We start from the raw sequence: 23,157 nt of genomic DNA, 5'->3' as shown, positions 1-23,157 counted from the left end.
ATATTCCCAGTGCGAGAACGCCCGCTGAGGAGTTCGACTGGCACGCACATAGTCCTCACGGGCGCTCGAGCTTAACTCGAACGTAGCCAAAGAGGATTTTTCATCATGGCAACGCTAAACGTAATGGAGCCCCTTGGGCTCACCCGGCATCGGCGCTGGGAGGACATCGTGTCGATGATCCTCGGCGCCGCGATCATCGTCTCGCCGATGTGGCTCGGCGTGACCGAGATGCCGACAATGATGGCGGTCACCGCGCTCGTCGGTGCTGCGATCGTCGTGCTGTCCGGACTGGAGCAGATCTTCCTGCGGCGCTGGGAAGAAATCCTGTCGCTGTTCTGCGGCGTCTGGATGGTGGTGCAGCCGTTCGTCTTCGAATATGGCGGCGCTCTGCGCAGCTGGCACATCGGCCTCGGCATCGCGGTGGCGGTGCTGGCGGCCCTTGAACTCTGGCAGGATCGAAACCGCAACCTCGAGGCATAGCAGAAGCGGGACACAGGAGAGGGGGCCTCTTTCGGGGGCGGTCTGCGAAGCCGGAACGGTACGGGATTCCGGACCGGGGAATTGCCAGACAGAATTGTCTGGTGCGCTTCAACTGCGCCGGCGCAACACGGCATCCTGCGTGTGGTAGCGCCCGGAACGCAGCATGTCACCGAGTTGCCGTGGCGGGGTCGTCACCAGCCCGCCGCCCGGCTGCATGTCGAGCAGCGAGATCTCGAAATGCTCGACCAGCCAGACGAGATCGGCCGGCGCAACGTGCTGGATCTCGACCAGCGCCGCGAACTCGCCGAGGCTTGGCAGTATGGCCAGCGCACCGCGCAGGATGTTTGCCTCGTCTCCTTCGACATCCAGCTTGACCAGCACGCGCATCATCGAAGGACATGCATCGAAGCTGCGAAGGACCCGTTCGAGCGTGGTCGTCCGCACCGGCAAGGCGCCGTTGTCGCCGGGCTTGGCGAGGCGAGCCGTACCTGACCAGTTTGGGTCGACGTGAAGCGCGGCCTGACCTTCCTTGTCGGACAACGCAGCGTCCAGGATGATCGCCGGCAGCCCTGCCTCGCGCAGCGTGCGTTCGAGATAGGGGCGGATCGCCGGATTGGGTTCGACCGCGATGATGCTTGCCCCGGAAGGCAGGCCGCCATTGACGAGCATCTCGCCATAGTTGGCGCCGACATCGATGACATGCGTCCAGGCATGCTGCTGCAGCAGCAGATGCCAGGCAGACAGGGCGGGCGGATTGAGATTGCCGTCGGACTGGATCAGTTTCTGGCCGCGACGGTCCAGCGGGTGGACATGAATCCACGCGCCGCCAGGCGCGCGGACACGGACCGGCAGCGCGACGGCTTCTTCTGGCGTTCGGCTCCCAGTGCGCCTGTCGGGCAGCCGAAGGAGCTTTTCGCCCAGCCTGCGCAATCGGTTGTGCGGTTTGCGCGCCTCGGCTTTCGCGTTAAGCCGTGCGATCTCGGCGCGATAGGCATGCTCCTGCGCGGTCCATGCGGCCTCTTTCAGCTCCATGCGCCGCACGCGGGCGGCTGCGGGCATCAGGCTGATCGCCGGATTGCGGGAACCCAGGTCGCGATTCCGTCCCACTATATGTGGCCAGAGATGCAGGTTGGATTCCCTGTTGTCCACGGCCCATGCGGTTGGGCTGAAGCTGGCCGACCGAAACGCCACGTTCATCGAGAGCTGATCCCGGCGCGAGTAGCGCATCACATGAAAGGCCCAGGCTTCAAGCATGGAAGTGACGCGCGCCGAACGATGGTCGCGGATCATCATGCCTGTCCACCATGGGCGCTCCTCCAGTATTTCGGGGCAGCTCAGCGTGTAGTGGTTGAGCTGCTCGAAAATGCGGGAGGCGTCGTCAAAACCTTGTCTCGCCACCTCCAGGAACTCGTCCAGCACCGTTTCCCGGCAGGAATGCGGTGCGACGAGGAAGCCGATTGCCGGATCGAACAGCTCCAGCATTCGTTCGGGGGGCTGTTTCAGGATCACGGAGTTGTCGATGTAGATGGAGCAGTCGTAGTCAGGCAAATGGACATGCGGGCGGATTTTCATGTTGCGCTGGCTGCGTATCGGATCCTGCGGAAACAGCGGTTCGACAACGCGGCAGTCCCAGCTTTCGCTGCGCAGTGCGGGATCGTCGGTCAGGCAGATGAAGGGTAGCTGGGAGCACGAAGCGACCGGCTGCTCGTTGAGGTGCTCATAGCCACCGACGAGCACTGTGTAGACGCAGCATTTCATTCCGGACGCCTCAAGGTCTCAGGGAGGCCATGCGGCCACTCCAAACCTCACGGCCCGCCATCCAATTCGACGCGCCGGATGGTTGCGTTGCAGTCTGAAGGCAGTTCGGCCAACTCGCAAGGTTGAGGTGCAGACGCGCGGTCGGTTGGTTCGAGAGGTCATCGGCACGAGAGGTCATCGGCAGGTGGAAAAAGGGCGCCGCGCGGCGCCCTCCTTGAGTTCAGAGGAAACGTGCCGGCTTACTCGACCTCGTTGGCGTTGAAGGCGACCCATTTGCCAAGGGATGGCAGGTCGAGCGATCCGGGTGCGCGGTCGGCTTCGCGCAGGGTCGTACCGGAGCGGAACTTTAGCCCGACCATGACGGTATGGAAGTTCTCGCCATAGCGGTCCTGGTCGTTATCGAACGCATGGTAGGATAGCTGGGTGAATTCATAACGGGCGAACAGTGAAACTGGCCAGGTCTCCGGGCGGATTTCGCTTTCCACGTTGAAGTCGAAAATCCGATTGGGAAGGCCCACGTCCCACTTCTTGCCGCCGGCATAAGCGCCGTCCAGCTTCAGCGACCAGTTGTCGTTGAGGAAATAGTTGATGCCAAGCCGGGCGAAAGGCGCGTCATGCGTACCTTCGGCGTACCTGTCGTAAGAATCGAGATAGCCCGCCTGCGCGAAGACCGAGCCCCAGTCGGTCAACAGCTTGCCTTCGGCGGCGGCGAACCAATAGTTCATCTCCCGGTTGGAATCGCCGCGATCGTCGTGGATGCCAAGGCCGCCCAGGGCGCCGACGAGAAAGCTGTCCGTACGATGGTAGAGGTGGACGGCGCCATGGCCATAGGCGTTGGTCCTGTCGCCATCGGCGACGTCGGGCTTGCCTAGCGCTGCCGCCTGCAGGTCGCCCTGGATGCCCCAGTTGGGCGCGAAGTCGTAGCCCAGTGTTCCATCAAACATCACGGTTGGACGTGTGTCGGCAACTCTCACGCCGCCTGATGATTCTATCCCCATCCCGCCAAGAGTGTTGTGGACACCGGCGAAGGCAAGGCCGATGCGATAGCCGATGGCCTGCTGGTCGGAAACCTGTTCGCCCGCGGCCACAGCCGATGACACGCATAGGAGAGCCATGACGCTGGCTGCGCCAAGATAATTTCTAGATTTCACAGTGCCGCCCCGGATTTTCGCTTGAAAATTTTATGGTTCAAATATTCTTTGAATGAATGAGTATTGGTGGGGCGATAGCAATGGCGCAGACGACAACTTTATCAAGATATGAGAAGTAATAATTTCGCGTGGCATATTTGCCGCAGTTTTCTTATCGTGCACGCAAGTATGCAACATGCATGCATCCAGTGCATGCTGCCTGGCAGTCCTGCGCGCGTCGTTCAGCGCCAGCCTATGTACGTCGTGAACTCGGCCATCAGCGTGTCGAAGCGCTCGAGATTCTGTGACAGGTTGGTCGACGAGACGCCGCCGCCGCAGTCGATCAGGTAGTCGAAATAAGTGTTGTCCTTGTCGTTCGAGGCGCGGCCCGCGACCTTCTTGTTGTTCCATTCGAGTGCCTTGTCCTGCATCGCCTTGTCGGTCTTGAAGCTGCTCTGGAACTGGACGCGCCGGCACTTTTGCGGCTCGCCGCCCTCGCAATTGTAGAAATAGACCCAGAAATTCATGCCGGATGCTTTGGAATCGATGACCGGCAGGTTGTCGCTGTCGACGCCGACCTTGGCCTGATAGCCGGCCTTGGTCATGATGTCCCCGAACTCTGCGACGGTTATGCCTTCCAGAACCGTTGGGGCGGCCTGTGGTTTGTCTTCGGCCCTGGCTGCCGTGCCGGCAGCAAGAGCCAGTGCAGCAGCAAGAAGGACCAGGCGCAGCATCGGCGGACTCCTCGACGGGTTGTGCTCTATAAATTAGCGCAACCTGATATTATCACCTGCGATGGGTCAGTCGGAAGCTGACCATTTGGGCGATGGAGCCGGCTTCCGCCATGCATGTAGATTGTCGGGGAGAACGGAAGAAAAGGCTGGAAAATGCGGACAACAAAAAAGCCCGGCGAACCGGGCTTTTTTGAGTGTCTTCAGACAGTTGGAGCTGTCTGAAGCAGGAAACTGGTGCCCAGAAGAGGACTCGAACCTCCACGCCTCGCGGCACACGGACCTGAACCGTGCGCGTCTACCAATTCCGCCATCTGGGCTGGTGGCGGTGATGTAAGCGGGCGAAGCGACTGTGTCAACGCGCTTTTTCAGCTTTTGCCGAGGAATGCAGCGGCAGGCTGCAAAAGTCGCATTCAGCCAAAGGGGCTGACGTAGGGGCCGACTGGCTTTCGAAGCCGGCGAAGAGTCGGAAGCCGCGTATGCACGGCTCCCGAATGATCAAAAAAGCTGCGGCGTCCGGTCGGACGCGCGGCGCTGTCGTGGCTCAGGCCAGCACGTCCTTGGACGCGACGGTCGAATCGGCGTTGAGCTTGTAGACGATCGGCACACCGGTTCCGAGTTCGAGCTTGACGATGTCGGGGCCCGAAATGCCTTCGAGCGCCATGATCAGCGCGCGCAGCGAGTTGCCGTGGGCGGCGACCAGAACGGTGCCGCCCGACAGCACGTGTTTCTGCACATCGTGGATGTAGTAGGGCCAGACACGGGCACCGGTGTCCTTCAGGCTTTCGCCGCCGGGCGGCGGTGTGTCGTAGGAACGGCGCCATATGTGGACCTGTTCCTCGCCCCATTTGGCGCGGGCGTCGTCCTTGTTGAGGCCGTTGAGGTCGCCATAGTCGCGCTCGTTGAGCGCGGCGTTGCGGATCGTCTCGAGATCGCTCTGGCCGAGCGCGTCGAGAATGTGCTGGCAGGTGGTCTGGGCACGCGACAGCGCCGAGGTGAAGGCGATGTCGAACTTCAGGCCGCGCGCCTTGAGCTTCTCGCCGGCCGACTTGGCCTCGGCGTGGCCCTGCTCGGTCAGGCCGGGATCGCGCCAGCCGGTGAACAGGTTCTTGAGGTTCCATTCGCTCTGGCCATGGCGGACGAGCACGAGAGTACCGGACATTTTTGCTCCCTTGGGTGAGGACTGTAGTGGCGGATTTGGTTAGAGGCCGAGCACGTCGCGCATCGAGTAGAGGCCGGGCTTGCGTCCGTGCGCCCAGAGCGCCGCCTTGACGGCGCCGCGGGCAAAGATGGTGCGGTCCTCGGCGAGATGCGACATGACGATGCGCTCGCCGGTACCGGCGAGGATGACCGAATGTTCGCCGACGACCGAGCCGCCGCGCAACGCGGCAAAGCCGATCGTACCGGTTTCGCGCACGCCGGTGTGGCCGTCGCGAACGCGCACGCTCTTCTCGGCAAGTGCGATCTTGCGGCCCTCTGCGGCGGCCTCGCCGAGCAGAAGTGCCGTGCCCGATGGCGCGTCGACCTTGTGGCGGTGATGCATCTCGACGATCTCGATGTCGAAATCATCGGGTCCGAGAGCCTGGGCGGCCTTCTCGACCAGCACCGACAGCAGATTGACCCCGAGGCTCATATTGCCCGACTTGACGATGGTGGCATGGCGCGCGGCGGCGGCAATCTTGGCGTCGTCGTCCGGCGAGCAGCCGGTCGTGCCAATGACATGGGCGATGCGGGCCTGCGCGGCATAGCCGGCGAATTCGATCGTCGCTGCCGGCGCGGTGAAGTCGAGCACGCCGTCGGCCTTGGCGAAGGCGGACAGCGGATCGTCAGAGATCGGCACGTTGATGATGCCGATGCCGGCGAGTTCGCCGGCATCCTTGCCGAGATGCGGCGAGCCTGCCCGTTCGATGGCACCGACGACACGCACGCCTGCCATGCTGTGCACTGTGCGCAACAGCACCTGACCCATCCGCCCGGCGGCGCCGACGACGACAAGACCCATCTCGCTCATATCAGGCTCCCTGAGGCAGCGCGTGCTGCCGCTCTACCATTGCAGTCTCGGTGGTATCGTCCACGAGTCCAAGTGCGGCTTCGTCATGCAGATTGTGGAAGCGCGCATAGACACCGTTGGGGTCGGCCATCAGCGCGGCATGGGTGCCTTGCTCGATCAGCCGGCCTGCGTCCAGCACGACGATATGATCGGCATTGATGACCGTCGAGAGACGATGGGCAATCACGATGGTGGTGCGTCCTTGCGTGGCGGTGGCGAGCGCTTGCTGGACACGCGCCTCGGACTCGTTGTCGAGCGCCGAGGTCGCCTCGTCGAGCAAAAGGATAGGCGCATTGCGCACCAGCGCACGCGCAATGGAGACACGCTGGCGCTGGCCGCCGGACAGCGTCGAGCCGCTCTCGCCGACCGGCGTGTCGTAGCCTTCGGGCTGGTCGAGGATGAAGTCGTCGGCGAAGGCCTGCCTGGCGGCGTCGCGGATATCCGCGTCGGTGGCATCGGGGCGGCCGTAGCGGATGTTGTCGGCGATGGTGCCTTCGAACAGGTAGGGATGCTGCGAGACATAGGCGATGGATTGGCGCAGCGAGCGCTTGGTGACGCCTGATATGTCCTGGCCGTCGATGACGATGCGGCCGCCGTCGAGATCGTAGAAGCGCTGCAAAAGCGCGATCAGCGTCGACTTGCCGGCGCCCGAGGCGCCGACGATCGCCGTGGTCTTGCCGCCGACGGCGGTGAAGCTCAGCTCGCGCAGGACGGGGATGTCGTCGCCATAGCCGAAGGAGACGTTGTCGAAGCGGATTTCGCCCTTGCCGACGGCGATCGCCTTGGCGTCCGGGGCGTCTTCCTGCCGCGGCTGGGTGTCAAGAATCTCGTAGAGCATGCGGGCGTTGACCAACGCACTCTCGAGGCCGACCTGGGTGCGGGCGAGCTTGCGTGCCGGATCATAGGCGAAGATGAACGCAAAAATGAACGAGATGATGTTGCCAGGCGGTTGCATGTCGACTGCCGAGCGGTAGCCGGCATAGCCGATGATGCTGGCAAAGATCGCGCCGCCGAGAATTTCGGTGATCGGCGAAAGACGCTCCGACACCCGGGCGATCTTGTTCGAGCGTGCCTCGACGTCGCCGATCAGGCCGTCCATGCGCCTGGCGAGCTGATCCTCCATGGTGAAGGCCTTGACGATGGCCATGCCCTGGACGGTTTCCTGCATCGAGCCGAACAGACGGGCCCCGACGAGGATGGCATCGCGGTTGAGGCGACGCAGCCGGCGCATCAGGTAGTTGACGGCAAAGACCAGCGGGGGCCCGATCAGCAAGGCCAGCAGCGATAGAACCGGATCCTGGTAGACCATCACGCCGATGAGCACGATGAGTGTCACCGCATCGCGGGCAATCGAGGTGATCAGGATGTTGAGCAGGTCGCGCACGCCGGCGACATTCTGGTTGACCTGGGCGATCAGCTGGGCCGAGCGCTGCGACGAGAAGAAGTCCATGCCGAGGCTCATCAGGTGGTCGAAGATGCGACGCTGATACCGGGCGATGAGGTTGTTGCCGACCTTAGCGAGGACGACCGCCTGGCCATAGGTGGACAGGCCGCGAATGACGAAGGCGGCGAAGGTCGACAGGGTGATCAACAGGATCAGGTCGGCGCGCCGCTCATAAAAGATCAGGTTGATGATGTCGCGCATGATCCAGGCAAGGAAGCCTGTCGTGGCCGAAATGGTGAGCAGGAAGATCGCCGCGAAGGTGTAGTGCCAGACGTAGTCGCGGCCGTTTTCGGCGACGATGCGCTTGATGACGCCGACGATCTCGCTGCGCTTGGAGCTCGGCGTCTGGTTGGGGTCGATGGTCAAACAGGCAGTCCTGTCGCTTCTTTGCGAAAACTGCGCCCCTCTTAAAGCATGATGCCGCGAGGGGAAACCGCCATTTGCCGCAGTGCGGCGATGGCTAGGTCCGCCAGCGCCGATCGCCTGTCTCGATGCCGAAGAGATCGGGATTGCCGGCATAGGCGGCAAGCCCGGCAAGGGCCGCCAGCGGGTGGGTGATGACATAGACCGGCATCGAGGCCATCAGCTCGCGATGTGGTGCCTTGTCCTCGAAGGCCTCGCGGAAATTGCCCCGTTTCAGCGCCGGCACGATTTTCTGGGCGATGCCGCCGGTGAGGAAGACGCCGCCCTTGCTCTTGAACACCAGAGCGAGGTCACCGGCGGTGCGGCCAAGGCAGGTCACGAACAGCTCGAGCGCCTCGGCCGCCACCGGGTCGCTGCCGTCGAGGGCGGCCGCGGTGACCTGTGCCGGCTGGGTCAGCACAGGTGCCTTGCCGTCGGCCCTGGCGACGGCGCGGTAGGTGTTGACTAGACCGCGGCCGCACAGGATCTGCTCGCCCGAGATGCGGCCGTCCAGCTTTTCGATATGTGGGAACACCTCGAAGTCACGCTTGGAGCGCGGACCAATGTCCATGTGGCCGCCTTCGCCGGGAATGGGAATCCAGCGCCCGAGCGCGTGGACAAGACCAGCGACGCCGAGGCCGGTGCCGGGTCCGAGCACGACGCGGCCGGCGCCTGGTTCAGGCTCGCCGCCGCCGATCCTTTCCATATGTTCGTCGCCGAGCGCCACGACGGCCAGTGCCTGGGCTTCGAAGTCGTTGAGCACGAGGATGTCGACGAGGCCGAGCGTCGAAAACATCTGCCGGGGGCGCACCACCCACGGGCAGTTGGTAAGGGCGATCTCCTCGCCCTCGACCGGGCCGGCAACTGCCAGCACCGCCGAGCGTGGGCGGATGGGCGAGCCGTCGAGCACGGCCAAGATGGCGTCGTCGATGGTGGCGTAGCTGGCAGTCTGGACGATGCGCGGCTCGCCGGCGTCCTTGTCGGCGCTCTCGACGATGGCGAAGCGCGCATTGGTGCCGCCGATGTCGCCGATCAGGATCGGAAAGGGGAGAGCCTGCGACTGGTCGCTCTGATGTGACATGCCCTGTTTCGTCCCCGTGCCGGCGTTCAGCCGTTCTCCTGGTTTTCCAGCATGATCTCGGCCGTCGCCCGGTTCAACGCCATGGGAATGTCGTAGACGATGGCAAGCCGCATCAATGCCTTCACATCGACGTCATGCGGCATCGGCGTCAGCGGATCAACGAAGAAAATCAAAAGGTCGATCTTGGCTTCGCTGATCAGCGCGCCGATCTGCTGGTCGCCGCCGAGCGGACCGCTTTTCAGCGGCGTCAGGTTGAGGTTCGGGCAGGCCGCCAGGATGCGCTGACCGGTGGTTCCGGTGGCGACGATATGGCAGGTCATGAGGAAGTCGACATGATCGCTGGCGAAGGCGACGAGGTCGTCCTTCTTTTCGTCATGGGCGATCAATGCGAGACGCAAAGCTGGTGTCACTCGGGGGTCATCCAGGCAAGCTAAATCGGTTGAAGTTCCATAGATCGATTTCGATCGCTTTGGAAGCGCCGGGTGCCGTGAATGCAGCCGGCGCGGCCAAGGCGCCCAACCTACTTGTCGGCGGGGCCTATTTGCCGGCAGGCCGGGGGCGCGGCAGCGGAATGTCGACCGAAGGTCGGGGCGCAAAGGCGTTTGCCGCGGCCGGCACGCCGGGTTCGGCGATGACAGGTGTCTCTGCCACTGCCGGAGCCGCAGGGGCGGGCGTTGCCGCATATGCGCTGCCGCCGGGCCCGTGATAGGTGACGGCCGCCTCGTTGACCGGCGAGGGTGCGTCGAGCACGGCGCGGCATGCCTTGGGCAGGCTCGCCATGGTCATGATGTCACGCGCCCGAGGCTTGGCCGGGCCGGTGGCCGGACGCCACGGCTCTTCGGTGAACCACCAGGCCAGCGACTTGTCGCAGCCGTCGCCGCGCGGCGTCGCATCCTGCTCCTTGCAGCCCTGCGAACCCGGCTGGCAGCCGATGCGGACGTGGAAATGATAGTCGTGGCCCCAGAACGGGCGCACCTTGCGCAGCCACGAGCGGTCGCCGGTGACGGTGTCGCAGAGCTTCTTCTTGATTCCCGGATTGACCAGGATGCGTTCGACCTCGGGGTAGCTCGCCGCGCGCTCCAGCAGGCGTGTATGCGCCGGCGTCCAGCGCTTCTCGATGACCAGATGGGTTTTTTCGTTGACCATCGACACCGCACTCATGTTCTCGCGCTCGGTCGGCGACAGCCTGTGGTCAGGCATCGGCGTCAGCCAGATGTCGGCGTCGAGGCCGATCTGGTGCGAGGCGTGGCCTGATAGCATCGGGCCACCGCGCGGCTGCGAAATGTCGCCGACGAGCAGGCCGGGCCAGCCATCCTGGGTGGCTTCCCGCGACAGCTTCTCGATCAGCGCGATCATCTTGGGATGGCCCCAACGCCGGTTGCGCGACAGCCGCATCGCCTGCCAGGTCGGGCCGTCGGTGGCGATCGCCACGCCGCCGGAGAAACAGCCCTTGGAGTAGAAGCCGTAGGACGCGGGCGCGATCGCCGCCGGCAGCTTCTTGCCGCCGAACAAATCCTTGGCGAGCTCCGCAGCGCTGGCCGCCTGGATGTCGGTACCGACAAGGCCAAGCGTTGCCGCCGCCATCAGGAGCCGCCCCGCCTTGCCAAGAAGTCCGCTGAAAATTGCCGTCATGGAACCCGATCCTCTCAGCCAGCTTGGGCTGCCACGGTTACCTAGAGGTAAATTTCGGCACCCGCACCCCGGTCATTCTTTGCGCGACTTCCGCTCAGCCCTGCCTGATCGGGCTGCGCCTGTCGCTTTCGCCTTCTCCGCGCCAGCTGCTGTCGGCCCACATGCTGTCCAGCGCCGCGCGATAATTGGGCATGCCGAATGCAAAGCCGAGCGCCCTGATCGCGGTGTTGGCGACACGCTTGTTCTCGCCATAGAAAGACCGCGCCATGGGCGAAAGTTGGGCGGTCTCGAACGGAATTTCCGGTGGTGGCGCCACGCCCATCTTTTCGGCCGCGTAGGCGACGACGTCCTGCGGCGGCGCCGGCTCATCGTCGGTGACGTTGAAGACCCCGCCATAGTCGCCCTCGGCGAGGAACCACAGCGCACTGGCAATGTCCTGCACATGGATGCGGTTGAAGACCTGGTCCTTCTTGACCAGTCGCTTGGCGGTGCCGTTTTCGAGATTGACGAAGGCATTGCGGCCGGGGCCGTAAATGCCGGACAGGCGCAGGATGGCGACTGGGCGCGCGATCTGTTCGCCAAGTGCATGCCACGCTTGTTCGGCCTCGAGGCGCAGGGCCGATCGCCCCGGTTTGGGCCGGCACGTGGCGGTTTCGTCGATCCAGGCACCGCCATGGTCGCCATAGACGCCGACGGTCGAGAGATAGCCGATCCAGCGCAGCAGCGGCATGTCGTGCGTGATCGCCTCGCGGGCGGCGTTGAGCACGGGATCGCCATCATCGCCGGGGGCGGCGGAGACGACGAGATGCGTGGTCCTGGCCAGTTGCGCCCTGATTTCGGGGGTGAGGTGGCCGTCGAAGACGAAGGGCTCGATACCAGCGGCTTCGAGCGCCGGAAACTTGTCCTGAGAACGCGTCGTTCCGGCAACGCTAAGGCCTTGCGGGCGCATCTGCGCAAATGCCTTGCCGGAATAGCCGGCGCCGAAGATGAAAAAGGTCTGCTCGGTCATGACTGCGTCCGCGACTGTTCGACTTGGGTGAGCCCGGCCTGCCATTCCGCGATCACGTCGTTATCGGTTTCGACCTTCAGCATCTGTTCTGCAAGAGCCGAAAACGTCGCGTCGGGCAGCAGCCGCGACAATGCCCAGACGGCGGCACCGCGCACCAGGGGCGAGGTGTCGGAGAGCAACGTCCGGCATGGTGCGATCAGCGTGGCGTCGGCGGAATTGCCTGATGCGATCAGCACGTTGCGGACGAAGCGGTCGCGGCCGATGCGTTTGACCGGCGAACCGGAGAAGAAGGTCCGGAACGTTGCGTCGTCGAGGGAAAGCAATTCGGCAAGGTGCGGCTCGCGCAGATCGTCGCGGGCGGCGAGTTTCTGCTCCGATGCGGCCTGGGCGAACTTGTTCCACGGGCAGGCCGCAAGGCAGTCGTCGCAGCCATAGATGCGGTTGCCGATCTTTGGGCGGAATTCGAGCGGGATCGGGCCTTTGTTCTCGATGGTCAGGTAGGAGATGCAGCGCCGCGCGTCGATGCGGTAGGGCGCCGGGAAGGCGTTTGTCGGGCAGGCGTCGAGACAGGCGCGGCAGGAGCCGCAATGGTCGACCTCTGCATCGTCGGGTTCAAGCTCGGCTGTGGTGAAGATGGTGCCAAGGAACAGCCAGGAGCCGAAGTCGCGGCTGACCAGATTGGTGTGCTTGCCTTGCCAGCCGAGGCCGGCGGCTTCGGCGAGCGGCTTTTCCATCACCGGCGCCGTGTCGACGAACACCTTCACGTCGCCGCCGGCACGGGACACGATCTTGCCGGCGATCTCCTTCAGCCGGCCCTTCATGACGTCGTGATAGTCGCGGTTGCGAGCGTAGACCGAGATCGCCGCCCGGTCGGACATGGCCTGCAGCGCGCGCGGGTCGCTGTCCGGCCCATAATTCATGGCGAGCACGACGATCGAACGCACCTCGGGCCACAGCACGGAAGGTTCGCTGCGCCGTTCCAGCGTCTCCGCCATCCAGGCCATCGAGCCGTGCAGGCCTTCGCCGACGAACTGGGCGAGGCGGGCAGGCGCGAGCGGGATGGCGTCGGGGCGTGTGACGGCGATGGCAGCGAAGCCGGCGCGGCTGGCTTCGCGCTCGATCAGCTGGCGCAGCGCGCTCTCAGAAATCGAGGTCCGCATAATGCGATGCCGGGGTCAGCCCGCGCACCCGGTCGGCGAGCAGGGGCCGGAAGGACGGGCGCGACTTGACGCGCGTGTACCATTCGCGCGCCGAGGAATATTCGCGCCAGTCGATCTCGCCGAGATAGTCGAGCACCGAAAGCGATGCGGCGGCGGCAAGGTCGGCATAGGTGATGCGCGACCCGGCGAGCCAGTGGCGCGTGCCGGCGAGCCAGTTGGTGTATTTCATATGCTGGCGAATATTGGCGCGGGCAGCACGAATGGCCGCCGAATCGGGCGAACCGCCGCCGGCCGCTTCCGGCATCAGCGGCTTCAGCACGCGCTCGCGCACCAGATGCCGGGTCACTTCGCTTTCAGTCTTGGTCAGGTACCAGTCGGTCAGGCGGCGGATTTCGGCGCGTTCCATCGGGTCTTCGGCGAACAGCCGACGCTCGCGCTTGAGCACGCCTCGGGTCTCGTCGACATATTCGGAAATGATCATCGCGCCGACGATCGGCACGTCGCCCTCGGCCAGGAGCACCGGCAGCGTTCCGGCCGGGTTGAGCGACAGGAACTCCTTGCGCCGCGTCCACGGCTTCTCCTCGATCAGCGCCAGCTCCTCGCCATACTCGCCGAACGCCAAACGGACGAAACGGCATGTGGCAAACATCGGGTGGTGGAAAAGCGTCAGCATGGTCCTGCGAAATTCGTGATCGATGGCGCTCTGGCGAATCGCCTGAGGCGTCGTTAGAGCTTCTGGGGCCCGGCTCGCCGGGCTCTCGGGCGACCCGACCTATAGGGTGAGTTCCGCCGCATGACAAGCAATCGCGCATGAACGCCTCGCGGGGATGGGAATGGATAGCCAGACGATCATCAATGCTTTGCTGCTCGGGCTGCTCGAGGGCCTGACGGAATTCATCCCCGTGTCCTCGACCGGCCATATCCTGCTTGCCGGCCATTTCCTCGGTTTCAACTCGACCGGCAAGACTTTCGAGATCCTGATTCAGCTCGGCGCTATCCTGGCGATCCTGTCGGTTTACGCGACCAAGCTGTGGCAGATGCTGGTCACCTTGCCGTCGGACCCGAAGACGCAGCGTTTCGTCGCAGGCATCCTGATCGCCTTCCTGCCGGCGGCCGTGATCGGTGCCCTGGCGCATGATTTCATCAAGACGGTGCTGTTCGAATCGCCGCGGCTGATCTGTGTCATGCTGATCCTCGGCGGCCTGGTGCTGTTGTTCCTCGACAGGCTCGACCTCAAGCCTAGATATGGCGACGTCACCAATTTCCCGCTGTCGGTCTATCTCAAGATCGGCCTGTTCCAGTGCCTGGCGATGATCCCCGGCACCTCGCGCTCTGGCGCCACCATCGTCGGCTCGTTGCTGATGGGCGTGGAGAAGCGCGCGGCGGCCGAGTTCTCGTTCTTTCTGGCGATGCCGACAATGGCCGGCGCCTTTGCCTACGACCTCTACAAGAACCGGGACATCCTGTCGGCAGCTGACCTGCCGGTGATTTCGGTCGGCTTTCTTGCCGCCTTCATCACCGCGCTGATCGTTGTGCGGCACCTGCTCGACTATGTCTCCCGCAACGGTTACGCGCTGTTTGGCTGGTGGCGCCTGCTGGTCGGCGGCGCCGGGCTGATCGCACTGATGGTCTGGGGCTGATCGCCCCGAGGCGGTCCGTTCAGGGTGAGCCGTCCGTCAGGAAATCGCGCTTGATTGGACGGGTTGGGCCTCAGGCGAGGGCCGTCAGTCCACGCCTGAGCAGGTCCAGCGCCAGCACGGTGATGGCGATCTTGAACCATTTGCGGAAGCTCTCTTCCGGCATGCGTTCGAGCAGCTTGGTGCCGTAGACGGTACCGAGATAGCCCGAGACGATCATCGCACCGATCAGCGGCAGCCAGTCCCGGAAGGCAAAGCCGGCGAGGCCGAAAACGATGATCTTGAGCCCGTGCTGGGCAACCATGCCGGCGGCATGGGTGGCGACGAGCGCCTTGCGGTCATTGGCGAAGAACTGCGCGAACAGCACCGAGACCAGCGGCCCGGTGGCGCCGACGAGCATGCCGATCAAAGCGACGATCACGCTGCCGATCGCAAGCCCGGTGCGGGTCAATCTGTCGATGCCGGGGACCTTGGTCCAGGTGATGGCGATGACGAAGGCGCCGAGCACCAGCTTGAGCCAGGCGTCGGGCAGCTGGATGACGACGAAGGCGCCGATGACGGCACCGACGATCGAGCCGGCAATGAAGGGGGCGGCGACGTCCATGCGCACATTGGCGCGTTGGTGCCAGGCGCGGCCACTGTTGGAGCCGAGCTGCACCGCGCCATGGATGGGGATAAGCGCGGCCACCGGCACGAACAGGCCCATCAGCGTCAGCAGGGCGATGCCGCCGCCGACACCGAAAGCGGCGGTCAGCGCCGAGGTGAAGGCGCTGGCGACGATGAGAACAATCCCCATGAGCGGGTCGAGTCCCTCAGGCAGGAGCAAGGCGAGGGCGTCCATGCGCCCTCAGCCGGTCAGGCTTCTGTCCGGCGCGTGAACTGGCCGGCGGTGCGGTAGCGCCAGAGGTAGCTCGGCAGGATCGATGCTGTCGACTTGGGGGCGATGCCCGTGGATGCGATGGTGCGGCCTTCGTCGATGGCTGCCTTCGTCACGACATTGTCGGAGCGCAGCAAAAGGACCTGGTCCTTGGTCAGCAGCGGATTGGGCAGCATGCCGAGGATCGAGGCCTGCAGGTTGGCGATCGACCACGGCACGGGCACCAGCGTGCGCTTGCGGTCGATGACCTCGAGCATCTCTTCCATGCACTCTTTGAAGCTTAGCACCTGCGGGCCGCCGATCTCATAGATCGAGCCGCCCTTGACCTTGCCGTCGACGGCGCGCGCGACCGCTTCGGCAACGTCGCCGACATAGATCGGCTGGAACCGGGTTTCGCCTCCACCGATAAGCGGCAGCACCGGCGAGAAACGCGCCATATTGGCGAAACGGTTGAAGAACTGGTCCTCGGGGCCGAAGATGATCGACGGGCGGTAGATCACCGCGTTTGGCAGCGTGTCCTGGACGGCCTTTTCGCCGCGCGCCTTGGTCTGGGCGTAGAGCGAGGGCGAATTGGCGTCGGCGCCAAGGGCCGAGACATGGGTCAGCGTGGCGCCGACGGCGCGCGCTGCCTCGGCGACGGCGCGGGCGCCGAATTCCTGCACCGTCGAGAAACGCTGGCGTCCGCCTTCATGCAGGATGCCGACGAGGTTGACGACGTGCGAGGCGCCCTGGACGGCGCGGTCGACCGACCAGCGCACGCGCAGATTGGCCTGCACCGGCTGGATCTGGCCGACATTGCCGAGCGGCTGCAGGTGGAAGGCGAGGTCGGGCCGACGGCAGGCGACGCGCACGAGATACCCGCGCTTGGCCAGCGCCCGCACGACATGGCGGCCGAGGAAGCCGGACCCGCCGAAAACGGTCACGAGTTGCGGGGTCTGCAGAATTTCAGTCATCGCTGGCTCCAGTCGCCAAAAGGGGCAGAAGATGTAGCGTTTCTTAGCCCGTTTCGCGAAAAAGGCAATCATCGAGCGACTGCACGGAGCGGCCCGCGCCGATCTGGCGCGGGCATGCGGCTTGCCTTGGGAGGCAGGGTTTCGAGGCAGGATCGAAATCCGGTTTTCCGGAAACGACCATGCGGGTCACAAACTAGAACTCGCGGCCGAGGCGTGCGTCGACCGAGTGGCGGTTGCCGCCGCGAATGACGAAGAACAGGAAGATCGCCGCCCAGATGATCGACTTCTCGGCGCCCTGGTAGCCCTGGCTCATCGTCACCCAGTGGAACCAGACGGTGACCAGGAGCACGAACATGGCGGCGAAGGAGGCCGGGCGCGTGAACAGGCCGATGGCGATCAGGATGCCGCCGAAGAACTCGGTGCAGGACAGGAGCAGCGACCAGAAGGCGCCGGGGTAGAAGCCGAGGCCTTCGACCATGCCGGCAGCGCCGAACGGATCGGAGATCTTGCCGAGGCCATGGGTGACCAGCGCTGCGCCGGCGACGACGCGCAGAACGGTTTCGGCTGAATCGTGGAGGTTCGAATAAAGGCCGCGGAGCGCGGGGATGAACAGTCGGCGGCCGGAATTTTCGGTCGTCAGGGTCAAGGATATGTCTCCGATTGCGGGGCAATGCACGATTAAAATATTGCAATGCACCAACGCCGCGATGGCCGGGTCACGGTCAAGTCAACAAGGTTTGATATAAAGGTGATCAAATATGTCAACTTTAAGAAATGTCGGAACCCCGCGCCGGCCGAGGCGTTGACACCTCAGTGCGGCGGACCTGTCGTGCCAATCCAGATCAATCCCCGAAAGGAGAAATCGCGATGAATTGGAACCAGATCGAAGGCAATTGGGAGCAGTTCAAGGGCAAGGTGCAGAGCCAGTGGGGCAAGCTGACAGACGATGACCTCGACGTCATCAAGGGCAAGCGCAAGGAACTCGCCGGCAAGCTGCAGGCCCGTTACGGCAAGGCCCAGGAAGAGGCCGAAAAGGACATCGACAGCTGGCTCTCCCGCCACTGAACCGTCTTTCGCAAACGCGCCGCGGGCGATTTTCCCGCGCAGAGCCCCGCCGTCGAGCGGGGCTTTTCGTTGCAGGCTTTCGTTGCAGATAGCGCCGATGCAGAAAACCCCGCGCAAGGCGGGGTTCTCCGGATGGCAGCAATCGGGCGGCCGATGTCTGGCGAGGCCGCAGCCTTCGCGAGGCATGATCCTAAAGCCGGTTCCAGACTTCTCGATCATGCCCGAGGCATCAGGAGGGTTCCCGGCAGGTCTTGCCACCCCAACCCTGCTGACCCGACATGTTGCCACCTGCGGCCTTGCAGTCCTGGATGAACTTGGTGTTACAGTCCGGGAACTTGCTGGAGCCGTTCTTGCAGTACTTGTCTTCGGTCGCGCCGCCATTGCCCGACGAAGCCTTGCCGCTCGGGCCGGACGGCTTGTCATTGTCGGGGGCGTCGGAGATGTCGCCGGGGCCCGAAGGGCCGTTGCCGCCGGGGGCGTCGGAAATGTCGCTCGGACCCGACGGACGGTCGCCGCCGCCCGGGCCGGCCGAGAAGCTGGCGGCATTGGCGCTGCCGATGGCGCCGGCAAGCAGCAGGACGGCGGTCAGGATGGTGATCTTGGTCTTCATTGTCTTATTCCCTTTTCGAGGTTGCGTTTCGGGGTCGCGGAAACGCTCTGGTTTCCACGTCGGAACGATCTTTCGGTTTGGGTTCCCCCCGGTTGATCTGGCGAGCTCACCTCGCCCGGACATGACTGGGTCGCAGCGTCAGCGGGAAAGGTTCAAAGCGAGTTCGAATTATTTTCGCGGGGGTTTCGTGGGATGGTTTTGGGCCGTCGGGTTGGGGTTCTGAATCGCCACAGTAGTGGAGGCGTCACGGCATGGAGCCCCGGGTCTCCGCACGTTGCTTCGCTCCTGCTCCGCCCGAGGATGACGAAGGCATTGAGGCTTGCGGCCAATCGCCGACGTCAGTGGTTGGCAGGCTTCGAGGTTGGTTTTTGGCGGGCGTTCTCAATGCAGGGCAACGCAGGAACAGGAGCTGGAAGCTCTCCGCGAGCCTCCGACGATGAGCGTCGAGGCCAATGTCTTCGTCATCCTCGGGTGGAGCAGGAGCGAAGCGAGTGCGTAAACCCGGGGATACATGCCGCGACGGTGAAACCGCCGCCGCGGTTCAGGCTTCGCGCTCCCAACGGTCAGGTAATGAAGTGGGGCCGAAAACGCCTGGGCTCACTCTGCCTGCCGCGCGGCAAACTCGCTGATACGGACGTGCAGGGCCGTAGGGATTGCGATCCCCCCGGCCTCTGAGCGGGCCCGCGCCGCGGCCTTGGCAGGACCGGGGATGTGGACGTGGTACTGACTGGACAGCCGGTCGAGCTGTTCGCGCATGCGCGTTTCGAAGCCGGGATCGAACAATTTCGGGTCGAGCGCCACGATGAACAGCCCGGTGCCTGGCGTCTGGTGGCCTTCCGATATGGACGGCGCGTCGATCGACCAGTTGGCGCCCGAGACGCCGGCCGCAAGCACCTCGACCATCAGTGCGACATTGGCGCCGCGAGCGCCGCCGAAGGCGAGTAGCACGCCTTTCATCGCCTTTTTTGCGTCTGTCGTCGGCTTGCCCTTGGCGTCAAGGGCCCAGCCGTCGGGGATCGCCTCGCCTGTTTCAGCCGCCTTGCGGACATTGACGAAGGCGGTGGCGCTGGACGACTGGTCGATGACGAGGGGTGGGCCGTCGGCGGCGGGTGCTGCAAGCGAGATCGGGTTGGTGCAGTAGACCGGCTTGGTCGAGCCTGAGCCGGCGACGAGCGCCGGTCCGTTGGTGGCGGCGAGCGCGACGAGGCCGGCTTCGGCGAGGCGGCCGGTGAAATAGCCGAGCGAGCCGCAGGTGTAGGCATTCTTCTGCGAGAATACGGTGACGCCGAACAGCCGGGCTGCCTTGGCGATCTCTTGGAAGTTTCGGTCGAAGCCGGTATGCGCCGCACCACCCTGGCCGTCGGACAGGTAGACCGCCAGCGCAGGCCGGCTGACCACGGGCTCGGCCTTGCCGTCGATGCGCCCGGCCTCGAGCGCCTCGAGATAGTCGACATAATGCGACAGCCCGACGCTCGCCTGGCCGTCGGCCTCTGCGGCAACGGCGGCAAGCGCGATCGAGATCGCCGTTTCCTCGGAGGCGCCGGCGCCGATGGCCGCGGCGATGCACAAGTTACGGGCTTCTTCGAGGTTGAGCGTGACGGTCTCTGTCTTGGTCTGCGGCATGGGCGTCATCCCAGTCTGGACGGGATCTTCGCCTCCAGCTTGCGGAAGCCGAAGACGAGGATGCCGGTGATGATCAGATAGATGAGGGCGAGCAGCAACAGCGGCTCGTAGACGATGAAGGTGTCCTGGCGGACGCGCGAGGCGACCGCGTAGATGTCGATGACGGTGATTGTGGCGACGAGCGGCGTTGCCTTGAGCTGCAGCACGGTTTCGCCGGCCAACGTCGGCAAGGCGCGATGGATCGCCTGCGGCAGCCAGATGCGGCGGAAGCGCTTCCACGGGCTCATGCCGAAGGCGCGCGCCGCTTCGAGCTGCCCCCTCGGCACGCCGGCGAAGGCCCCGCGCATCACCTCGCCTTCATAGGCGGCGTAAGACAGCGTCAGCGCGACGATGGCGTAGGGCCAGGCCTGCCTCAGGATCGGCCAGAGTTCGGATTGCCTGATCCACGGATATTGCGGGAACAGCGAGCCGAGGCCGTAATAGAGCAGCCAGAGCTGCAGCAGCAGCGGCGTGCCGCGGATGACTGTGCAGAACGCCTTGGCCGGCCAGGCCAGCCAGAACGGACCTGCGGCCTGGGCGAGCCCGAGCGGCACGGCAAGCATGAAGCCGAGCGTCACGGTGACAGCGAGGATCCAGATGGTGCGCCAGATGCCGAGCAGCGCCAGGTCGTAATATTTGGGCAGCCAGTCCCAGCGCATGAAGATGGCGGCCGAGAGCACCAGTGCTGCAGCGATGGCGATGAGCACGATGCGGTGCGGCTGGAGCCACTCGGAGCGGATGGCGGACACCGTCGTGGCGGGAGTGGCGGCGCTCATCGGCCGGTCTCGGCGATCGGCGGCATGCCGCGCCGCGCCCAGCGCTCGATGCGGCCGATGATGACGTTGGAGAACAGGGTCAACAGCAGGTAGAGCACGCCGGCTGCGACGAAGAAGGTGAAATAGGCCTTGGTGGTGGCGCCGGCCTGGCGTGTCTCCTGGGTCAGCTCGTTGAAGCCGACGACGGCGAGCAGGGCCGTGTCCTTGGTGGCGATCAGCCAGAGATTGGCGAGGCCGGGAATGGCGAAGGGCAACATCGCCGGCAGGGTGATGCGGCGCAGCATCTTGCCCGGCGGCATGCCATAAGCGCGCGCCGCCTCGATCTGGCCCTGCGGTATGGCCAGGATGGCGCCGCGGATGACCTCTGTGGCGTAGGCGCCCTGGACGATGCCGAGCACGCCGATGCCGGCGGCGAGACCGGAGATGTCGACGGTGGGGTAGCCGAACTGTTCGAGCGCCCGGTTGATGAGGTCGGTGCCGGCATAATAGAGCAGCAGGATCAGCACCAGCTCCGGCACGGCACGCACGACGGTGGTGTAGATCTCCATCAGGTCGCGCACGACAGGACTGCCATAGAGCTTGCCCCAGGCGCCCGCGATGCCGATGGCGAGGCCAAGCCCAAAGGCGCCAACCGCGATCTGGATCGAATTGGTGAGCCCGCGCAACAGGTTGGCGCCCCAGCCGGGCGGCGAGATCGCAAGCAGCTCGACGGCGCTCGTTTGCAGCAGCGGGTTCAGCAGATGCTCGATGTCAGTGGTCCTTCGCACACGAAGTCGTCAAAAGTCACCCTCACCGTCCGCGCCACCTTTTTTCCACTTCGTAAAGGAAAGGTGGTGCCTGTCCAGGAAGTTTGGCGCGACCTTGCAGACGCTCGGTTCCTCGCCCCCAGCCAGTGGGGGAAAGGTGCCGAGCGAAGCGAGGCGGAGAGGGGCTTGGATCGCAAACATCATGGCGGCAGACCAAGGCACCCTGCGCCGGCCCGCTCACTTGCCGTAGATGTCGAAGTCGAAATACTTCTTGGTGATCTCGGCGTATTTGCCGTTGTCGCGGATGCCCTTGATGGCGGCGTTGAACTTGTCCTTCAGCTCGGTGTCGCCCTGGCGCAGGCCGACGCCGACGCCCGGTCCGAGCACTTCGAGGTCTTCGGCGACGTCGCCCTTCATGTCGCAGCAGGCCTTGCCGGCATCGGTGGCGAGGTAGGTGTTGAGCGAGAGCGAATCCGCCTGCACTGCGTCGATGCGGCCAGCCGCAAGGTCGGCCTGGGCCTCGTCCTGGGTCTGGTAGATCTTGATCTCGGCAGCGGTGGAACCGAAGTGCTTCTTGGCGTAGGCCTCGTGCACGGTCGATACCTGGACGCCGATGATCTTGCCTTTCAGCCCTTCCGGCGTGGCGTCGAACTTGGCGTCCTTGGAGCCGATGATGCCGGTCGGGGTGTTGTAGTATTTGTCGGAGAAGTCGATCGACTTCTTGCGTTCGTCGGTGATCGACATCGAGTTGATGATCGCGTCGATCTTCTTGGAGTTGAGCGCCGGGATGAGGCCGTCCCAGGCGGTCATGGTGACCTCGCACTGGAGCTTGGCTTCGGCGCAGAGCGCCTCGATCATGTCCATTTCCCAGCCGCCCCATTTGCCGGAAGCGTCGGGCGAGGCGAAGGGCGGGTAGGGTTCGGGCGCCATGCCGACCTTGATCGACTGGGCGCTGGCGCTTCCGGCGCCGAGAACCAAGGCCAGGGCCACAGTTGCAAGCAGAGATTTCATGCTGTCACTCCCGTTATCGTTTGTTTTTGACGTTCCCTTGATTTCGTCCGCTCGTCTGGGTTTTGCGCATGGTCCGTTCCGTCGGGGATACGCTAGCCGATGCTGCGGATGAATTGCTTTAGGCGTTCCGACTTCGGCGCGCCGAAAATCTGTTCGGGCGGCCCTTCCTCCTCGACCTGCCCGTTGAAGAGATAGATCACATGCGTCGCCACCTCGCGGGCGAACTTCATCTCGTGGGTGACCAGCACCATGGTGCGGCCCTCGCGGGCGAGGTCGCCGATGACCTTGAGCACTTCGCCGACCAGCTCGGGATCGAGCGCCGAGGTCGGCTCGTCGAAAAGCATGACGCGCGGCTGCACGGCGAGCGCGCGCGCAATCGCCGCGCGTTGTTGCTGGCCGCCGGAGAGATAGGCCGGATAGACGTCGCGTTTCTCGGCGAGGCCGACGCGGGCGAGCAGCCGCTCGGCTTCTGCAATGGCGTCCATGCGCTTGATGCCGAGCACATGCACCGGCACCTCGATGACGTTTTCCAGGAGCGTCATGTGGCTCCACAAATTGAAGCTCTGGAACACCATGCCGAGGCGCGAGCGGATGCGCTCGATCTGACGGCGGTCGGCGGGGATGCTGTCGCCAAAACCATTGGGCTTGAGGCGGATCTCCTCGCCATTGACCCGGATGATGCCGCTGGTCGGGTTTTCCAGGCAGTTGATGCAGCGCAGCAGCGTCGACTTGCCCGAGCCCGAGCCGCCGATGATCGCCACCACCTCGCCATCGCGGGCCGACAGCGACACGCCCTTCAGCACATGCAACTGGCCGAACTTCTTGTGCAGGTTCTCGACATGGATGGCTTCGGCGGCGAGGCCGCTGGTCGGGGCAGGGTGCTTGGCTGCATCGACCGCAACCATCAGCGATGGCCCCGGCGTATGAACGTTGTCCCGTCAGC

Annotated in this window: 24 protein-coding genes and 1 tRNA gene; 3 read left to right on the top strand and 22 right to left on the bottom strand. The window is 64.4% G+C overall.

Annotated elements, in window-relative coordinates:
* Positions 1 to 105 precede the first annotated feature (105 nt).
* Positions 106 to 480: an SPW repeat domain-containing protein gene (locus SLT36_RS03220; protein ID WP_432285799.1), complete on the top strand. Its 375-nt coding sequence runs from the start codon at positions 106 to 108 to the stop codon at positions 478 to 480.
* Between the two features lie 108 nt (positions 481 to 588).
* Here SLT36_RS03220 and SLT36_RS03215 read toward each other — a convergent pair whose 3' ends face one another.
* The 13 genes from SLT36_RS03215 to SLT36_RS03155 form a co-directional block, all read right to left on the bottom strand.
* On the bottom strand, positions 589 to 2,238 hold the full coding sequence (locus SLT36_RS03215; protein ID WP_432285798.1) for an FkbM family methyltransferase: 1,650 nt from the start codon (positions 2,236 to 2,238) through the stop codon (positions 589 to 591).
* A 239-nt stretch (positions 2,239 to 2,477) separates the two neighbouring features.
* Entirely contained in the window at positions 2,478 to 3,353 is an 876-nt protein-coding gene (locus tag SLT36_RS03210; protein ID WP_432285797.1) for an outer membrane beta-barrel protein, read from the bottom strand.
* Between the two features lie 257 nt (positions 3,354 to 3,610).
* Positions 3,611 to 4,102 carry a YbjN domain-containing protein gene (locus SLT36_RS03205; RefSeq protein ID WP_432285795.1) on the bottom strand — a complete coding sequence of 164 codons (492 nt, stop codon included), beginning with the start codon at positions 4,100 to 4,102 and terminating at the stop codon, positions 3,611 to 3,613.
* A 232-nt stretch (positions 4,103 to 4,334) separates the two neighbouring features.
* Positions 4,335 to 4,419, bottom strand: a tRNA-Leu gene (locus SLT36_RS03200).
* Positions 4,420 to 4,643: 224 nt separating this feature from the next.
* Positions 4,644 to 5,261 carry a 2,3-bisphosphoglycerate-dependent phosphoglycerate mutase gene (locus SLT36_RS03195; protein ID WP_432285794.1) on the bottom strand — a complete coding sequence of 206 codons (618 nt, stop codon included), beginning with the start codon at positions 5,259 to 5,261 and terminating at the stop codon, positions 4,644 to 4,646.
* A 39-nt stretch (positions 5,262 to 5,300) separates the two neighbouring features.
* Positions 5,301 to 6,110: a 4-hydroxy-tetrahydrodipicolinate reductase gene (gene dapB / locus SLT36_RS03190; RefSeq protein ID WP_067955638.1), complete on the bottom strand. Its 810-nt coding sequence runs from the start codon at positions 6,108 to 6,110 to the stop codon at positions 5,301 to 5,303.
* Between the two features lies 1 nt (position 6,111).
* Positions 6,112 to 7,959 carry an ABC transporter ATP-binding protein gene (locus SLT36_RS03185; RefSeq protein WP_432285792.1) on the bottom strand — a complete coding sequence of 616 codons (1,848 nt, stop codon included), beginning with the start codon at positions 7,957 to 7,959 and terminating at the stop codon, positions 6,112 to 6,114.
* A 94-nt stretch (positions 7,960 to 8,053) separates the two neighbouring features.
* On the bottom strand, positions 8,054 to 9,076 hold the full coding sequence (locus tag SLT36_RS03180) for a glucokinase (RefSeq protein WP_432285790.1): 1,023 nt from the start codon (positions 9,074 to 9,076) through the stop codon (positions 8,054 to 8,056).
* A 26-nt stretch (positions 9,077 to 9,102) separates the two neighbouring features.
* Complete coding sequence (locus SLT36_RS03175) at positions 9,103 to 9,486, bottom strand: methylglyoxal synthase (RefSeq protein ID WP_182574484.1); 384 nt, start codon at positions 9,484 to 9,486, stop codon at positions 9,103 to 9,105.
* Positions 9,487 to 9,613: 127 nt separating this feature from the next.
* Positions 9,614 to 10,708, bottom strand: coding sequence for a penicillin-insensitive murein endopeptidase (gene mepA, locus SLT36_RS03170; protein ID WP_432285789.1), 1,095 nt, complete (start codon positions 10,706 to 10,708; stop codon positions 9,614 to 9,616).
* A gap of 94 nt (positions 10,709 to 10,802) precedes the next feature.
* Complete coding sequence (locus SLT36_RS03165; RefSeq protein ID WP_432285787.1) at positions 10,803 to 11,717, bottom strand: SDR family oxidoreductase; 915 nt, start codon at positions 11,715 to 11,717, stop codon at positions 10,803 to 10,805.
* Positions 11,714 to 12,877, bottom strand: a complete 1,164-nt coding sequence (queG, locus tag SLT36_RS03160) for a tRNA epoxyqueuosine(34) reductase QueG (protein ID WP_432285786.1) — start codon at positions 12,875 to 12,877, stop codon at positions 11,714 to 11,716. The genes SLT36_RS03165 and queG overlap by 4 nt, the downstream gene beginning before the upstream one ends.
* Positions 12,858 to 13,550, bottom strand: a complete 693-nt coding sequence (locus SLT36_RS03155; protein WP_067955626.1) for a glutathione S-transferase family protein — start codon at positions 13,548 to 13,550, stop codon at positions 12,858 to 12,860. Before SLT36_RS03155 ends, queG begins: the two co-directional genes overlap by 20 nt.
* Positions 13,551 to 13,710: 160 nt before the next feature.
* Here SLT36_RS03155 and SLT36_RS03150 point away from each other — a divergent pair, with 160 nt between their 5' ends.
* Complete coding sequence (locus SLT36_RS03150; protein ID WP_432285784.1) at positions 13,711 to 14,517, top strand: undecaprenyl-diphosphate phosphatase; 807 nt, start codon at positions 13,711 to 13,713, stop codon at positions 14,515 to 14,517.
* Positions 14,518 to 14,587: 70 nt separating this feature from the next.
* Here the strand turns inward: SLT36_RS03150 and SLT36_RS03145 are convergent, their stop codons facing one another.
* The 3 genes from SLT36_RS03145 to SLT36_RS03135 all read right to left on the bottom strand — a co-directional run bounded on the left by SLT36_RS03145 (position 14,588) and on the right by SLT36_RS03135 (position 16,990).
* Positions 14,588 to 15,355 (bottom strand): sulfite exporter TauE/SafE family protein, encoded by a 768-nt coding sequence (locus tag SLT36_RS03145; protein ID WP_432285783.1) that lies wholly within the window; start codon positions 15,353 to 15,355, stop codon positions 14,588 to 14,590.
* 14 nt (positions 15,356 to 15,369) lie between these two features.
* Positions 15,370 to 16,344, bottom strand: coding sequence for a complex I NDUFA9 subunit family protein (locus tag SLT36_RS03140; protein WP_432285781.1), 975 nt, complete (start codon positions 16,342 to 16,344; stop codon positions 15,370 to 15,372).
* Positions 16,345 to 16,537: 193 nt separating this feature from the next.
* Positions 16,538 to 16,990: a DoxX family protein gene (locus tag SLT36_RS03135; RefSeq protein ID WP_067965865.1), complete on the bottom strand. Its 453-nt coding sequence runs from the start codon at positions 16,988 to 16,990 to the stop codon at positions 16,538 to 16,540.
* A gap of 221 nt (positions 16,991 to 17,211) precedes the next feature.
* Between SLT36_RS03135 and SLT36_RS03130 the strand changes: the two genes are divergently transcribed.
* Complete coding sequence (locus tag SLT36_RS03130; protein ID WP_067955618.1) at positions 17,212 to 17,409, top strand: CsbD family protein; 198 nt, start codon at positions 17,212 to 17,214, stop codon at positions 17,407 to 17,409.
* A 229-nt stretch (positions 17,410 to 17,638) separates the two neighbouring features.
* Here SLT36_RS03130 and SLT36_RS03125 read toward each other — a convergent pair whose 3' ends face one another.
* The 6 genes from SLT36_RS03125 to SLT36_RS03100 form a co-directional block, all read right to left on the bottom strand.
* On the bottom strand, positions 17,639 to 18,019 hold the full coding sequence (locus tag SLT36_RS03125; protein ID WP_067955616.1) for a hypothetical protein: 381 nt from the start codon (positions 18,017 to 18,019) through the stop codon (positions 17,639 to 17,641).
* 597 nt (positions 18,020 to 18,616) lie between these two features.
* Positions 18,617 to 19,642 carry an Ldh family oxidoreductase gene (locus SLT36_RS03120; protein WP_432285780.1) on the bottom strand — a complete coding sequence of 342 codons (1,026 nt, stop codon included), beginning with the start codon at positions 19,640 to 19,642 and terminating at the stop codon, positions 18,617 to 18,619.
* Positions 19,643 to 19,647: 5 nt separating this feature from the next.
* Positions 19,648 to 20,457, bottom strand: coding sequence for an ABC transporter permease (locus tag SLT36_RS03115; protein ID WP_432285779.1), 810 nt, complete (start codon positions 20,455 to 20,457; stop codon positions 19,648 to 19,650).
* A complete protein-coding gene (locus SLT36_RS03110) occupies positions 20,454 to 21,182 on the bottom strand; it encodes an ABC transporter permease (RefSeq protein WP_432288231.1) in 729 nt (242 codons plus the stop codon). Before SLT36_RS03110 ends, SLT36_RS03115 begins: the two co-directional genes overlap by 4 nt.
* A 258-nt stretch (positions 21,183 to 21,440) precedes the next feature.
* Complete coding sequence (locus tag SLT36_RS03105; RefSeq protein ID WP_067955609.1) at positions 21,441 to 22,214, bottom strand: transporter substrate-binding domain-containing protein; 774 nt, start codon at positions 22,212 to 22,214, stop codon at positions 21,441 to 21,443.
* A gap of 92 nt (positions 22,215 to 22,306) precedes the next feature.
* The gene (locus SLT36_RS03100) at positions 22,307 to 23,119 is read right to left on the bottom strand and encodes an ABC transporter ATP-binding protein (RefSeq protein ID WP_154385245.1); all 813 of its coding nucleotides are present in this window, start codon (positions 23,117 to 23,119) and stop codon (positions 22,307 to 22,309) included.
* Positions 23,120 to 23,157: the final 38 nt, after the last annotated feature.

The organism is Aminobacter sp. BA135, assembly GCF_050859125.1.
In the GTDB taxonomy this organism is placed as follows: Bacteria; Pseudomonadota; Alphaproteobacteria; order Rhizobiales; family Rhizobiaceae; genus Aminobacter; species Aminobacter ciceronei.
Note: the sequence above shows the minus strand (reverse complement) of the source record. Positions and strands in the feature narration are given on the sequence as shown.

What these genes read in the sequence shown, in the direction of transcription:
- SLT36_RS03210 (WP_432285797.1), bottom strand. Translation starts at nt 3,353, where the DNA reads ATGGCTCTCCTATGCGTGTCATCGGCTGTGGCCGCGGGCGAACAGGTT.
- mepA (WP_432285789.1), bottom strand. Translation starts at nt 10,708, where the DNA reads ATGACGGCAATTTTCAGCGGACTTCTTGGCAAGGCGGGGCGGCTCCTG.
- SLT36_RS03140 (WP_432285781.1), bottom strand. Translation starts at nt 16,344, where the DNA reads ATGACTGAAATTCTGCAGACCCCGCAACTCGTGACCGTTTTCGGCGGG.
- queG (WP_432285786.1), bottom strand. Translation starts at nt 12,877, where the DNA reads ATGCGGACCTCGATTTCTGAGAGCGCGCTGCGCCAGCTGATCGAGCGC.
- SLT36_RS03220 (WP_432285799.1), top strand. Translation starts at nt 106, where the DNA reads ATGGCAACGCTAAACGTAATGGAGCCCCTTGGGCTCACCCGGCATCGG.
- SLT36_RS03125 (WP_067955616.1), bottom strand. Translation starts at nt 18,019, where the DNA reads ATGAAGACCAAGATCACCATCCTGACCGCCGTCCTGCTGCTTGCCGGC.
- SLT36_RS03105 (WP_067955609.1), bottom strand. Translation starts at nt 22,214, where the DNA reads ATGAAATCTCTGCTTGCAACTGTGGCCCTGGCCTTGGTTCTCGGCGCC.
- SLT36_RS03120 (WP_432285780.1), bottom strand. Translation starts at nt 19,642, where the DNA reads ATGCCGCAGACCAAGACAGAGACCGTCACGCTCAACCTCGAAGAAGCC.
- SLT36_RS03215 (WP_432285798.1), bottom strand. Translation starts at nt 2,238, where the DNA reads ATGAAATGCTGCGTCTACACAGTGCTCGTCGGTGGCTATGAGCACCTC.
- dapB (WP_067955638.1), bottom strand. Translation starts at nt 6,110, where the DNA reads ATGAGCGAGATGGGTCTTGTCGTCGTCGGCGCCGCCGGGCGGATGGGT.
- SLT36_RS03100 (WP_154385245.1), bottom strand. Translation starts at nt 23,119, where the DNA reads ATGGTTGCGGTCGATGCAGCCAAGCACCCTGCCCCGACCAGCGGCCTC.
- SLT36_RS03205 (WP_432285795.1), bottom strand. Translation starts at nt 4,102, where the DNA reads ATGCTGCGCCTGGTCCTTCTTGCTGCTGCACTGGCTCTTGCTGCCGGC.
- SLT36_RS03165 (WP_432285787.1), bottom strand. Translation starts at nt 11,717, where the DNA reads ATGACCGAGCAGACCTTTTTCATCTTCGGCGCCGGCTATTCCGGCAAG.
- SLT36_RS03150 (WP_432285784.1), top strand. Translation starts at nt 13,711, where the DNA reads ATGGATAGCCAGACGATCATCAATGCTTTGCTGCTCGGGCTGCTCGAG.
- SLT36_RS03195 (WP_432285794.1), bottom strand. Translation starts at nt 5,261, where the DNA reads ATGTCCGGTACTCTCGTGCTCGTCCGCCATGGCCAGAGCGAATGGAAC.
- SLT36_RS03145 (WP_432285783.1), bottom strand. Translation starts at nt 15,355, where the DNA reads ATGGACGCCCTCGCCTTGCTCCTGCCTGAGGGACTCGACCCGCTCATG.
- SLT36_RS03180 (WP_432285790.1), bottom strand. Translation starts at nt 9,076, where the DNA reads ATGTCACATCAGAGCGACCAGTCGCAGGCTCTCCCCTTTCCGATCCTG.
- SLT36_RS03130 (WP_067955618.1), top strand. Translation starts at nt 17,212, where the DNA reads ATGAATTGGAACCAGATCGAAGGCAATTGGGAGCAGTTCAAGGGCAAG.
- SLT36_RS03115 (WP_432285779.1), bottom strand. Translation starts at nt 20,457, where the DNA reads ATGAGCGCCGCCACTCCCGCCACGACGGTGTCCGCCATCCGCTCCGAG.
- SLT36_RS03155 (WP_067955626.1), bottom strand. Translation starts at nt 13,550, where the DNA reads ATGCTGACGCTTTTCCACCACCCGATGTTTGCCACATGCCGTTTCGTC.